The organism is Microbispora sp. NPDC088329 (assembly GCF_040685655.1).
Taxonomy (GTDB): domain Bacteria; phylum Actinomycetota; class Actinomycetes; order Streptosporangiales; family Streptosporangiaceae; genus Microbispora.
Genome location: NZ_JBFBIP010000008.1, coordinates 73,793 through 86,732, shown reverse-complemented (window position 1 = coordinate 86,732; position 12,940 = coordinate 73,793). Strand labels below are relative to the sequence as shown.

At 71.3% G+C, this 12,940-nt stretch carries 12 protein-coding genes; 2 read left to right on the top strand and 10 right to left on the bottom strand.

The window, feature by feature from the left end:
* Positions 1-2 precede the first annotated feature (2 nt).
* The 10 genes from AB0O28_RS17265 to AB0O28_RS17220 form a co-directional block, all read right to left on the bottom strand.
* Positions 3-1,814 (bottom strand): alpha/beta fold hydrolase, encoded by a 1,812-nt coding sequence (locus tag AB0O28_RS17265; RefSeq protein ID WP_363641110.1) that lies wholly within the window; start codon positions 1,812-1,814, stop codon positions 3-5.
* A gap of 306 nt (positions 1,815-2,120) precedes the next feature.
* Positions 2,121-3,668, bottom strand: coding sequence for a DEAD/DEAH box helicase (locus AB0O28_RS17260; RefSeq protein WP_363641108.1), 1,548 nt, complete (start codon positions 3,666-3,668; stop codon positions 2,121-2,123).
* A gap of 557 nt (positions 3,669-4,225) precedes the next feature.
* Positions 4,226-4,531 (bottom strand): metal-sulfur cluster assembly factor, encoded by a 306-nt coding sequence (locus AB0O28_RS17255; protein WP_363641434.1) that lies wholly within the window; start codon positions 4,529-4,531, stop codon positions 4,226-4,228.
* A gap of 151 nt (positions 4,532-4,682) precedes the next feature.
* Positions 4,683-5,120, bottom strand: coding sequence for a Fe-S cluster assembly sulfur transfer protein SufU (gene sufU / locus AB0O28_RS17250; RefSeq protein ID WP_363641106.1), 438 nt, complete (start codon positions 5,118-5,120; stop codon positions 4,683-4,685).
* A 3-nt stretch (positions 5,121-5,123) separates the two neighbouring features.
* Complete coding sequence (locus AB0O28_RS17245) at positions 5,124-6,386, bottom strand: cysteine desulfurase (RefSeq protein WP_363641104.1); 1,263 nt, start codon at positions 6,384-6,386, stop codon at positions 5,124-5,126.
* Complete coding sequence (gene sufC / locus AB0O28_RS17240; protein WP_363641102.1) at positions 6,386-7,138, bottom strand: Fe-S cluster assembly ATPase SufC; 753 nt, start codon at positions 7,136-7,138, stop codon at positions 6,386-6,388. Before sufC ends, AB0O28_RS17245 begins: the two co-directional genes overlap by 1 nt.
* Before the next feature lie 6 nt (positions 7,139-7,144).
* Positions 7,145-7,474: a non-heme iron oxygenase ferredoxin subunit gene (locus tag AB0O28_RS17235; RefSeq protein WP_346228942.1), complete on the bottom strand. Its 330-nt coding sequence runs from the start codon at positions 7,472-7,474 to the stop codon at positions 7,145-7,147.
* The gene (gene sufD / locus AB0O28_RS17230; RefSeq protein ID WP_363641100.1) at positions 7,471-8,595 is read right to left on the bottom strand and encodes a Fe-S cluster assembly protein SufD; all 1,125 of its coding nucleotides are present in this window, start codon (positions 8,593-8,595) and stop codon (positions 7,471-7,473) included. Before sufD ends, AB0O28_RS17235 begins: the two co-directional genes overlap by 4 nt.
* On the bottom strand, positions 8,595-10,031 hold the full coding sequence (gene sufB / locus AB0O28_RS17225) for a Fe-S cluster assembly protein SufB (protein ID WP_363641432.1): 1,437 nt from the start codon (positions 10,029-10,031) through the stop codon (positions 8,595-8,597). Before sufB ends, sufD begins: the two co-directional genes overlap by 1 nt.
* Positions 10,004-10,720, bottom strand: a complete 717-nt coding sequence (locus tag AB0O28_RS17220; protein ID WP_363641430.1) for a metalloregulator ArsR/SmtB family transcription factor — start codon at positions 10,718-10,720, stop codon at positions 10,004-10,006. Before AB0O28_RS17220 ends, sufB begins: the two co-directional genes overlap by 28 nt.
* Positions 10,721-11,078: 358 nt before the next feature.
* Here AB0O28_RS17220 and AB0O28_RS17215 point away from each other — a divergent pair, with 358 nt between their 5' ends.
* A complete protein-coding gene (locus AB0O28_RS17215) occupies positions 11,079-12,023 on the top strand; it encodes an ABC transporter ATP-binding protein (protein ID WP_363641098.1) in 945 nt (314 codons plus the stop codon).
* A 56-nt stretch (positions 12,024-12,079) separates the two neighbouring features.
* Positions 12,080-12,796, top strand: coding sequence for an ABC transporter permease (locus AB0O28_RS17210; RefSeq protein ID WP_363641428.1), 717 nt, complete (start codon positions 12,080-12,082; stop codon positions 12,794-12,796).
* The last annotated feature ends 144 nt before the right edge of the window (positions 12,797-12,940 follow it).

Sequence of the window (12,940 nt, the reverse complement as noted above, 5' to 3'; positions counted from 1 at the left end):
TCTCACGGGCCGAGCGGTCTCACGGGCGGAACGGCGGACGCGCCCGGGGAGGCGTTCCAGGCGGCGGCTCCGGCGACCTCCTCCGGGTGCGTCAGCTGGGGGTGGTGGCCCGCGCCGTCGACGACCGTCACGGTGGCCCGTGGAAGAGCGTCGGCGAAGGCTCGTCCTTCCGGGCTGAGCGGGTCGTGGGAGCCCACGACGATGTGCACGTGCCCGGGGTACCGCGCCAGCTCGGCCCGCAGCCTCGCCCGCCACCGCGGCGACGCCGTGGCCGCCAGGAGGCGGGCGGCGGTGGCGGCGGCGCCGCGGCGCAGATCCGCCACGCTCGATTCGAGGGCGGGCGCGTGGGCCGGATCCCCCGTGAGCCGCTCGGCCAGCGCGTGGGAGGAGACCCGGCCGAGGTACCGGCGGGCCAGGAGCCGGGGGATGGGAGCGGGGCGCGCCTGGAGGAAGAACGGCGCCACGAGCGTGAGCCGGTCCACCGCGCCGGGATGGGCGGCCGCGGCCTCGACCGCGGCTGCGGCGCCGATGGAGTGACCGATCAGGTGACGCGCGCCGGTCTCGGTCACGAGGGCGGCCAGCCACGACGGCCAGTCGTCGTGGTGTCCCGCGCTCATTCCGAGCCCCGGCAGGTCGGCGGCACGGGCGCGGCCCATCGCCGCGACGACCGGCGCCCATGTGTCGGCGTTGACCGGCAGTCCCGGCAGCACCACCGTGGGCGCGCCCGGTTCGCCGGTCTCGAACGTCCGTACCCCGCCCGGGTGGGTGAACCGCCTGCCGCGGGCCGGAGCGTCCCCGAAGCGGCTCGCCGCCAGGTCGTCGGCCCAGCGGCGGATCGTCGTGACGGTGTCCGGCATGACCAGCCCGTGACGGGCGGCGAAGGCCCGCGCCGAACCGGTGGGATAGCGGTCGCCCGACAGGAACGTCAGCGTCTCGGGATCGGCCTTCGTGAGCCGGCGGGGCAGGCGCTTGACCAGTGCCACCGGAACCCGCACACGGGGCGCCTTGACCCGGTAGTGCTCCGCGACGAGCGCGAGCAGGCCGGGCAGCGCGGGCGTGTCGTCGTCCAGCAGCCAGTAGGAGGCGCGCTCGGCGGTCTCGTCGACCGGCAGCAGGGTCATGAACCGGGCGAGGTAGTCGACCGCCACTACGGGTACGAACGTCCGCGCGTCCCCGGGAATCGCCGGGAGACCGCCCTGCCAGAGGTCGCGCAGGGTCGTCGCGAGCCCGAGATACTGACCGGCCTCGCCGGTGGCGCTGTCGCCGATCACGCTGGCGGGGTTGACGATCGACCAGGGCACGCCCAGCCGCTCCGCCTCGGCCTGGAAGACGGCGTCCGCCTCCGCCTTGGACGCCTCGTACGCACCCAGAGTGCGGTAGGCCTCCCGCCGCCGTTCCTCGGTCCAGGGACGGGGATCCTGTCCGCCCACGCGGTATCCCGAGACGTGGACGAGGCGGCGCAGACGCGGCAGCCGCGCCGCGAAGGCGACGACCGCGCGGACACTGCCGACGTTGGCACGGCGGGCCTCGTCCGCCGGCATGCCGAACCGGTAGGCGCCGGCGCAGTTGTAGATCTCCGTCACACCGTCGCACTCGCCCTCGATCGGCGACGGCCTGGTGAAATCGACCCGCAGGTCCGCCGGGGGTTCGTCGTGCCCGTGCTCGGCGAGCCAGTGGCCGAGCCTCCGGAAGGACTCGTGGCTCCGGCTGGCCGTGCTCACCCGGACGCCGGCCCGGCCGAGCGCGAGAACCAGGTGGCGTCCGACGAACCCGGTCGCCCCCAGGACAAGTGCGTGCCGGTCCGCGGCGCTCACGGCGACACCCCCGTGCCCGTGCCGCTGTGGCCCTGCCGCTGCACCGTTTCGGGCACCGGCGTCACAAGCCGCGCGCCGATCCCGGTTCTTGTTCCGATCATGAGGACACAATAGACCGGTCTACATAGTTAGAGTCAAGCCAGTGCCCTGAAGCACGCTCGGGCGGGCGCCGGTTCCTCACGCCGTGCGAAGTTGAGGACGAGGCGACTGAGAACGAGGGCGTGGGACGGCACAATCGGCCCCACACACCACCGGGCCGCCCATACGGACGGCCCGGTGGTGGAGAAACGTGAAAAACGGGGTGGATCAGCGGCCGGTGAAGCGGCGTCCGCGGCCGCCACGGCCGCCTTCGCCCGCGCCGTACCCGGCCTGCCCGCCGGCGTGGCCGCGGTGGTGACCGCCGCCCCGCCCTCCTCGGGACTCGCCGCGGCCGTCGGCGCGACCGTCGCCGGCCCACGCCGCACTCGGCCGCTCGCCCTGGTCGGACCACCTGCGCCGGGCGTCGCCCTCGCCGGGGCGGTCACCGGGGCGGTCGCCGCCGCGGGGACGGTCGCCGAAGCGCCGGGAACGGCCGCGCGGCTTGTCGTCGCGCGGCCTGTCATCCCGCCTGGGCCGCAGCGGCGCGCGCACGTCGGGCTCCCACACGGGCACGGACGCGCCGCTCGGCCGCCGGGCCCCGGCGATCTCGGCCAGGATCGGGTCGCCCGGCGCCACCCGGTGCCGTGACGCGGTGACCCCGGCCTTTCGGGTCATCGACTCGGTGGAGCGCCGCTCACTCGGCAGCACCAGCGTCAGCACCACGCCGCGCTCGCCCGCACGTGCCGTGCGGCCGCCCCGGTGCAGGTAGCTCTTGTGGTCGGCGGGCGGATCCACGTGCAGCACCAGGCTGACGTCGTCGACGTGGATGCCGCGTGCCGCGACGTCCGTGCACACGAGCACCCCGATGTCGCCCTGACGGAACCCGTCGAGGATGCGGGTGCGCTGGTTCTGCCGCTTGCCGCCGTGCAGGCCGCCCGCGCGGACGCCCGCCCGGGCGAGTTGCTTGACGATGCGGTCGACACCGTGCTGGGTGCGTACGAACATGATCGTACGGCCGCCCCGGTTGGCGATCTCCGCCGTCACGTCCGCCTTGTCGTCGCGCTGCACCTGGAGCAGGTGGTGCTCCATCGTCTCGACCGGGGAGGTGGCCGGGTCCAGCGAGTGGACCACCGGGTCGGTCAGGAAGCGCTGGACCAGCGTGTCCACATCGCCGTCGAGGGTCGCGGAGAACAGCAGACGCTGACCGTCGGCGGGCGTGCGGGCGAGCAGCGCGCTCACCACGGGGAGGAAGCCGAGGTCGCACATGTGGTCGGCCTCGTCGAGGACGGTGATCTCGACGTCGTCCAGCGCGCAGGCGCCCTGCTCGATCAGGTCGGTGAGGCGGCCGGGCGTGGCGACCACGATCTCGACCCCCCGGCGCAGGTCTTCGATCTGGCGGCCCATCGGCATGCCGCCGACGACCGTCCTGGTGCGCAACGACAGCCCCCGGCCGAGCGGCTCGATGGTGGCGGCCACCTGGAACGCGAGTTCGCGGGTCGGCACCAGGACGAGGGCGCGGGGCCGCCGCGGCGCCGCCTTCTCCCCCGCGAGCCTGGCCAGCGTGGGCAGGCCGAAGGCGAGGGTCTTGCCGGAGCCGGTCCGGCCACGGCCCAGGACGTCCATCCCGGCGAGGATGTCGGGAATCGCCGCACTCTGGATCGGGAACGGCGTGGTGATGCCCTGCCGGGCGAGCCCTGTCACGAGCGGTCTGGGCAGCCCCAGCGCCGCGAACTCGGCGGAGGTCGTCGTGCCCTCGCCGAGGTCAGAGATGGTCACGTAATCGTGCCTTTCGAAGAAAGACGTGCCGGAACACGCGGGCGCGTCACTTCTGCGAAAGGACGAGCCAGGTCAGGCACGGCAGGCGTGCCGTGCCAATAGGGCGGGCCGGAGACAGCGGCGGCCTGCGCCCGCAGATGCCGTGAGTATGCGTCCCGCAGATGTGCAGACCGCCGGGCGGCGGCTCTCACGGACGCCTTTCACTCACGTCGCAAAAGGAAGAGCAAAGAACAACTGTACGGCATTCCCGCACAACTCATCCCCGCCACCACTCCGACCACCGTGATCGCGCAGCTTGTCGCAGACCACGCGGCCGGCCTGCGATCGAACCCGCGTGATCGTGCAGTTTGCCGCACACCATGCTCGTGACCCGGGCACAAACACGCCGTGATCCTGCAGTTCATCGCAGCATGCCCTGTCCGGCCCGCATCTTCGCCCTTCGCGACCGTGCGACTGCACGATCACGAACAGGGTTCACCAAGGCAGGCCGGCGCAGGCGACCGCGACAAACTAAAAATCACGGCAAGGGGTCGTGGCGGCGTGGAGAGGAAGGACGATCAGACGTTGAAACCGAGCATCCTGAGCTGGTCGCGCCCCTCGTCGGTGATCTTGTCCGGGCCCCACGGCGGCAGCCACACCCAGTTGATGACCACGCTGGAGACCAGGTCGGCGAGCGCCGAGTTGGCCTGGTCCTCGATCACGTCGGTCAGCGGGCAGGCGGCGCTGGTCAGCGTCATGTCGATGGTGGCGATCGGCCGCTCGCCCTCGCCGGCCGGGTCGAGGTTGACGCCGTACACGAGGCCGAGGTCCACCACGTTGATCCCCAGCTCGGGGTCCACGACGTCCTTCAGCGCCTCGAGCACGTCGTCGAGGGAGCTCTCCCCGTCGTAGGTTCCGGTCGCCGCCTCGGTCGCGGTTCCCGTCGGGGTCTCGGTCGGCTTGCTCACGTCGTCTCCTCACCTCGCGGCGCCCGCGGCGCGGCGCCGTACTTCCCAACACGGCGGAGGCCGCCGGTCATCCCTGGCTCCTCATGAGCGCGTCCTTGTAGGCCATCCAGGCCAGCAGCGCGCACTTGACGCGGGCGGGGAACTTCGCCACCCCGGCGAACGCCACCGCGTCGCCCAGCACGTCCTCGTCGGGCTCCACCTGACCCCTGCCCTGCATGAGCCGGGTGAACTCCTCCACCACCGACAGCGACTCCTCCACCGTGGAACCGGTGGCGAGCTCGTGCAGCACGGAGGCGGCGGCCTGGCTGATGGAGCAGCCCTGGCCGTCGTAGGACACGTCGAGCACCTTGCCGCCGTCGGCCACCTTCACCCGCAGCGTCAGCTCGTCGCCGCAGGTGGGGTTGACGTGGTGCACCTCCGCGTCGTACGGCTCACGCAGGCCCCGGCCCTGGGGATGCTTGTAGTGCTCCAGGATCAGCTCCTGGTACATGGATTCACCGATCATGGCTCAGCCGAACACCTTCTGCACGTGGTGGAGGCCGCGGACCAGTGCGTCGATCTCGGCCGTCGTGTTGTACAGGTAGAAAGACGCCCGCGTGGTCGCCGGAATTCCGAACCTGAGGTGGAGCGGCCGGGCGCAGTGATGACCTACCCGGACGGCGATCCCGTACACGTCGTCGAGGATCTGCCCCACGTCGTGCGGGTGGATCCCTTCGAGCGTGAACGAGATCGTGCCGCCGCGGGCGATGGGCGTGCGCGGGCCGATGATCCTGAGCCCGGGGACCTCCGGCAGCGCCTCCAGCGCGTACGCGACCAGCTCCTTCTCGTGCGCCTTGATCTGGTCCATGCCGACGGCGGTGAGGTAGTCGACCGCGGCGCCGAGGCCGATCGCCTCGACGATGGGCGGCGTCCCCGCCTCGAACTTGTGCGGCACCGGCGCGTACGTCGAGCGGTCCATCCAGACCGCCTCGATCATCTCGCCGCCGCCGAGGAACGGCGGCATGGCGTCGAGCAGCTCGCGGCGGCCCCACAGCACGCCGATGCCGGACGGCCCGGCCATCTTGTGGCCGGTGAACGCGACGAAGTCGACGCCCAGCTCGGTCACGTCAACGGGCTGGTGCGGCACCGACTGCGACGCGTCGAGCATCATCAGCGCGCCGACCTCGCGTACGCGGGCCAGGACCGGCGAGACCGAGTTGACCGTGCCGAGCACGTTCGACTGGTGGGCGATCGAGACGATCTTCGTGCGCTCGTTGACCAGCTCCTCCAGGCCGCCGATGTCGAGGCGGCCCTCGTCGGTCACGGGGAACCAGCGCAGCGTCGCGCCGGTCCGCTGCGCGAGCAGCTGCCACGGCACGATGTTGGAGTGGTGCTCCATCTCCGAGATGACGATCTCGTCGCCGGGGCCGAGCCGGAACCGCTCGTCCTCGCCGATGGGGTTGCCGAAGGCGTACGCCACGAGGTTGAGGGCCTCGGAGGCGTTCTTGGTGAAGACGATCTCGTCGCGCGACGGGGCCTGCACGAATGCGGCGATCTTGTCGCGCGCCGTCTCGTACGCCTCGGTGGACTCGCTGCCCAGCACGTGCAGCGCCCGGCCGACGTTGCCGTAGTGCCAGGTCAGGTGGTCGCGCATGGTCTCGACCACCTGGGTCGGCTTCTGGGAGGAGTTGCCGGAGTCGAGGTAGACCAGCGACCTGCCTCCGGGAAGTTCGCGGCCGAGGACCGGGAAGTCCTTCCTGATCCTCTCCACGTCGAAGCCGGGCGCACTCATCAGGCGGACGCCGCCTTCGTCGTGTACGCCTCGTAGCCCTCGGACTCCAGCTTGTCGGCCAGCTCGGGGCCGCCCTCCTCCACCACGCGCCCGCCGGCGAAGACGTGGACGAAGTCCGGCTTCACGTAGCGCAGGATGCGGGTGTAGTGGGTGATCAGCAGCACGCCGGTGTCACCGGAGGCGCGGAACCGGTTGATGCCCTCGGACACGACGCGCAGGGCGTCGACGTCGAGGCCGGAGTCGGTCTCGTCCAGCACCGCGATCTTGGGCTTGAGCAGCTCCAGCTGGAGGATCTCGTGGCGCTTCTTCTCGCCGCCGGAGAAGCCCTCGTTGGTGTTGCGCTGCGCGAAGGCCGGGTCGATGGACAGCGCCTCCATGCCCCCCTTCAGCTCCTTGGCGAAGTCGCGCAGCTTGGGCGCCTCGCCCCGGACCGCGGTGATCGCCGAACGCAGGAAGTTCGACACGGTGACGCCGGGGACCTCGACCGGGTACTGCATGGCCAGGAAGAGGCCGGCGCGGGCGCGCTCGTCCACCGACATCTCCAGCAGGTCCTCGCCGTCGAGCAGCACGGAACCGGAGGTGATGGTGTACTTCGGGTGACCGGCGACGGCGTACGCCAGCGTGGACTTGCCCGAGCCGTTGGGGCCCATGATGGCGTGCGTCTCGCCGCTGCGGACCGTCAGGTCGACGCCGCGCAGGATCTCCTTGTCGCCCACGGCGACGTGCAGGTCACGAATCTCAAGAGTGGACACGAGTATTTACTCCTTCGAGAGCGAGACGTACACGTCGTCGCCTTCGATCTTGACACGGTAGACGTTGACGGGCCTGGTCGCGGGCGGCCCGGTGGGCTTGCCGCTGCGCAGGTCGAAACAGGAGCCGTGGAGCCAGCATTCCAGGGTGTGGTCGTAGACCTCGCCCTCGCTGAGCCGCACCTCGGCGTGGGAGCACACGTCGTGCAGGGCGAAGACCTCGCCGCCGGTCCTGACCAGAGCGACGGGCGTCTCACCGACCTCCAGGCCGATGACGCCGCCGTCGGGGATGTCCCCGACCTGGCAGACCTTCTCCCAGTGGGCGATCTCGGAGCTCATCGGGCCAGCTCCGCCTCGACCGCGGACAGGACGCGCTCGCGGATCTCCGGCACCTCGATCTTCTCCAGCAGCTGGGCGAAGAAGCCGTGGATGACCAGGCGGCGCGCCTCGTCGAACGGGATGCCGCGGGCCTGCAGGTAGAAGATGTGCTCGTCGTCGAGACGGCCGGAGGCGGACGCGTGTCCCGCTCCCGCGACCTCGCCGGTGAGGATCTCCAGGTTCGGCACCGAGTCGGCGCGGGCGCCGTCGGTGAGGATGAGGTTGCGGTTCAACTCGTAGGTGTCGGTGCCCTCGGCCTCGGCCCGGATGATCACATCGCCGATCCAGACCGCGTGGGCGCCGTCGCCCTGCAGCGCGCCCTTGTAGGTCACGTTGCTGCGGCAGTTGGGCACGCTGTGGTCCACCAGCAGGCGGTGCTCCAGGTGCTGGCCCGCGTCGACGAAGTACAGCCCGGTCAGGTCGGCGTCGCCGCCGGGGGCGGTGTACGACACCGAGGGCGACAGCCGTACGAGGTCGCCGCCGAGGGTGACCACGAACGAGCGGAACGTCGCGTCCTTGCCGAGCCGCGCGTGGTGGTGGGAGACGTGCACGGCGTCGTCGTCCCAGTCCTGCAGGCTGACCACCTTGAGCGTCGCGCCCTCGGCCACGTCGAACTCGACGTTGTCGGCGTAGACGGCGCTGCCGCGGTGGTCCAGGACCAGCACGGCCTCGGCCATCGGCTCGACGGACACGAGGATGTGCCCGTACGCGGCTGCGCCGGCGCCGGACCCCCGCAGGTTGATCACGGTGGGCCGGGAGGCGGCCGTCATCTTCGGCACCGTGACGACGGTGGCCTTCTCGAACGACGAGTACGCCTGCGCGCTGACCCGGTCGGCCGGCGTGTAGGCCTTGCCGAGCCGGGCGTCGTCGCGGCCGACGGTCTCCACGCGCACCTCGGGCGCCGCCTCGACGTCCACCACGACGCCGCCGGTGACGGCGGCGGTGCCGTTGTGCAGCCCCTTCAGCCGCGACAGCGGCGTGAAGCGCCACTCCTCCTCGCGGCCCGTCGGCACCGGGAAGTCCGCCACGTCGTACGACGCCTTCTCATGCAGCGTCGACAGCGGTTTGGTCTCCAGGCCCATCAGCCGACCGCTCCTTCCATCTGCAGCTCGATCAGTCGGTTGAGCTCCAGGGCGTATTCCATGGGCAGCTCGCGGGCGATCGGCTCGACGAAGCCGCGCACGATCATGGCCATCGCCTCGTCCTCGCCGAGGCCGCGGCTCATCAGGTAGAACAGCTGGTCCTCCGACACCTTGGACACCGTGGCCTCGTGGCCCATCGACACGTCGTCCTCGCGGACGTCGACGTACGGGTAGGTGTCGGACCGGCTGATCTGGTCGACCAGCAGCGCGTCGCACTTGACGGTCGAGGCCGAGCCGGCCGCGCCCTCGTCGATCTGCACCAGGCCGCGGTAGGACGTGCGGCCGCCGCCGCGCGCGACGGACTTGGAGATGATCGTCGAGGACGTCTTGGGCGCGAGGTGCACCATCTTGGCACCCGCGTCCTGGTGCTGGCCCTCGCCCGCGAAAGCGACCGACAGCGTCTCGCCCTTGGCGTGCTCGCCCATCAGGTAGACGGCCGGGTACTTCATCGTGACCTTGGAGCCGATGTTGCCGTCGATCCACTCCATGGTCGCGCCCTCGTACGCCACGGCGCGCTTGGTGACCAGGTTGTAGACGTTGTTCGACCAGTTCTGGATCGTCGTGTAACGGCAGCGGGCGCCCTTCTTCACGACGATCTCGACGACCGCCGAGTGGAGCGAGTCGGACGAGTAGATCGGCGCGGTGCAGCCCTCGACGTAGTGGACGTAGGAGTTCTCGTCCACGACGATCAGAGTCCGCTCGAACTGGCCCATGTTCTCGGTGTTGATCCGGAAGTAGGCCTGCAGCGGGATCTCGACGTTCACGTTCGGCGGCACGTAGATGAACGAGCCGCCCGACCACACGGCGGTGTTGAGCGCGGCGAACTTGTTGTCGCCCACCGGGATCACCGTGCCGAAGTACTCCTTGAAGAGCTCCTCGTGCTCACGCAGGCCGGTGTCGGTGTCGACGAAGATGACGCCCTTCTCCTCGAGGTCCTCACGGATCTTGTGGTAGACGACCTCGGACTCGTACTGGGCGGCGACGCCGGCGATGAGGCGCTGCTTCTCCGCCTCCGGGATGCCGAGCTTGTCGTAGGTGTTCTTGATGTCCGGGGGCAGCTCGTCCCAGGAGGCGGCCTGCTTCTCGGTGGAGCGGACGAAGTACTTGATGTTGTCGAAGTCGATGCCCGTGAGGTCGGAGCCCCAGGTCGGCAGCGGCTTCTTCTCGAACAGCCGAAGGCCCTTGAGGCGCAGGTCGAGCATCCACTCCGGCTCGTTCTTGAGCGCGGAGATGTTGCGGACGACCTCTTCGGACAGCCCACGCCGGGCAGTGGCCCCCGCCACGTCCGTGTCGGCCCAGCCGAACTTGTAATTCCCGAGGCCTTCCAGCTCCGGGCGGTCGGTGACAGTCACCTTCCGGACTCCTTGCTCGTCGATGTACTCGAAAGATCTGCGGTCGATAGATCGGCACGCGCGTGCCGTGCGGCGAGCGCGTGTGAACTCACATGGGTGGTGCAGACCCCGTCGCCGTTGGCGATCGTGGCCAGCCGCTGCACCGGGGTGCCGAGCAGCCGGGCGAACGCCTCGGTCTCCGCCTCGCACAGCTGCGGGAACTGTGCCGCGACGTGCGCGACCGGGCAGTGGTGCTGGCACAGTTGCTCGCCGCCCTTGCCGGTGGCGGACGCCGACGCCGCGTAACCCTCCGCGGACAGCGCCTCGGCCAGCACCCTGATCCGCTGGTCGGCCGGAACCTCGCGCATCAGCGCCTCGAGCCGGCCGACCAGCCCGGACACCTGCGCCCGCGCGAACTCCGACACCGCCTCGCCGCCCAGACGCTCGGCCAGGAAGCGCAGCGCGCTGCCGGCGAGGTCGTCGTAGGCGTGGACGAAGGCGCTGCGGCCCGCGTCGGTGATGGCGAACATCTTCGCCGGCCTGCCGCGCCCTCGCTGGCCGCGCGGGCGGGCCGTACGGGGTTCTATCATGCCTTCGGCCAGCAGCGCGTCGAGGTGACGGCGCACCGCGGCCGGCGTCAGCCCGAGCCGCTCGCCGAGCGCGGCGGCGGTCACCGGGCCGTGCTCCAGGATGAGCCGCGCCACCCTGGCGCGGGTCCCGCGCTCGGCACCGATGTCCTTGTTGACGACGTCCCTGTGCGCAGGGGATGCCGGAACGGGCCGCGTCACCACGGCCTTCTCGGCGTTCTGCTTCCCCTGCACGTATTTCACAACATCAGTGTGCCGTAATTCCTTCCCTGGCGACAAACCCAAGGTGAGGTCGATGGGGATGCAATTTCTCACGCAGGCAAGGCTTACCTAACCTGGCCTGACGACAGTTTTCCGCATCCTTTACCGCCATGGGCTGGAATAGCGGCACTCGCCGACGAGGGCGCGCTCGCCGCTCCCTAGACTCGATGCCGTCGGCGATTGACCAGAGCGACCGCGTCCGGCCGGCTCTGGCGGTCGATCCTGCGAGGGGAGGCCGGTGGGAGTGCCGGGGGTTGGCAGCACGCCTGAGGGCACGCTCGACGGCGCGCCCGCGGTCGAGATCGACGGGCTGGTCAAGCGCTACGGGAGCACCACCGCCGTCGACGGGCTGACCCTCACCTGCGCGCGGGGCGCCGTGACGGCGATCCTCGGGCCCAACGGCGCCGGCAAGACCTCCACGATCGAGATCTGCGAGGGCTTCCGCCGGCCGGACGGCGGGACCGTGCGCGTGCTCGGCCTCGACCCGGCCGACCCCGCGCTCAGGCCGCGCCTGGGAATCATGCCGCAGACCGGTGGGGTCCCTCCCGCCGCCCGTGCGGGCGAGTGGCTGCGGGTGGTCTCCCGGTTCTACGCCCACCCGCTCGACCCCGGCGCCCTGCTCCGCGTGCTCGGCCTGACCGGCCACACGCGTACGCCGTACCGGCGGTTGTCGGGCGGCCAGCAGCAGCGCCTGTCGCTCGCGGCGGCGGTGATCGGGCGGCCCGAACTGGTCTTCCTCGACGAGCCGACCGCCGGGCTCGACCCGCAGGCCCGGCACGCCTGCTGGGACCTGGTCGCCGCGCTGCGCGCCGCCGGAGTGTCGGTGGTGCTGACCACCCACCAGATGGACGAGGCCGAGAAGCTCTCCGACCACATCGTGGTCATCGACCACGGCCGGGTGGTGGCCGAGGGCACGCCCGAGTCGCTCACCGGCGCGGAACGCCAGCTCAGGTTCCGCGCGCGTCCGGGTCTCGACCTGGAGGAACTGCTGGCGGCGCTGCCGCCGGGCAGCGCCGCCAAGGAGTCGCCCTCGGGCCACTACATCATCGAGGGCCAGGTCGGCCCGCAGCTGCTCGCGACCGTCACCGCCTGGTGCGCCACCGAGGGCGTGACCACCGAGGACCTGCGCATCGAGCGGCGCACGCTGGAGGACGTCTTCCTCGAACTGACCGGCAGGGAGCTGCGTTGAGCACGATCGCCACGCTGGACCTGACGCCGCGGCCGGGGGCCGCGCCGCTGCGCCGGATGGTCCTCGCCCAGGCGGGCGCGGAGATCCGGGCCACGCTGCGCAACGGCGAGCAGCTCCTGCTCACGATGATCATCCCGATCCTGCTGCTCGTCGGTTTCTCCACGGCCCCGCTGGTTGACGTCGGCGGCGGCCCGCGCGTCGACTTCGTCGCCCCCGGCATCCTCGCGCTGGCGGTCATGTCGACCGCGTTCACCGGGCAGGCGATCGCCACCGGCTTCGAGCGCAGGTACGGCGTGCTCAAACGCCTGGGCGCGACCCCGCTGTCGCGGACCGGCCTGCTGCTGGCCAAGACCGCCGCGGTCGTCGCCGTGGAGGCGTTGCAGGTCGTGGTGATCGTCGTGGTGGCGCTGGCGCTCGGCTGGTCGCCGCACGGCGACCCGCTGTGGGCCGTGCCGCTCCTGCTGCTGGGCACGGCGGCCTTCAGCGGCCTCGGCCTGCTCATGGCCGGCACGCTGCGGGCCGAGGCCACGCTGGCCGGGGCCAACCTCGTCTACCTGGTGCTGCTCGGGCTCGGCGGCGTGCTGTTCCCGCTGGACAGGTTCCCCGCCGGGGTGCAGCACGTGCTCGGGCTGCTGCCGATCAGCGCGCTCACCTCCGGCCTGCGGACCGCCTTCAGCGCGGGCGGGGGCTTCCCCGGCGGCGCGCTGCTCGTGCTGCTGTGCTGGACGGTGGCCGCGCTCGCCCTGGCCGCCCGCACGTTCCGCTGGGAGTGACACGGGGCCCCTGGGAGTGACACGGGGCCCCTGGGAATGGCACGGGGCCGCCGGGAATGGCACGGTGCCGCCCGAAGTGACGCCAGGGGCCCGCACCGGAGATCTCACGGCCACGCATATGATTGCGGGCATTGTTCGTGATCA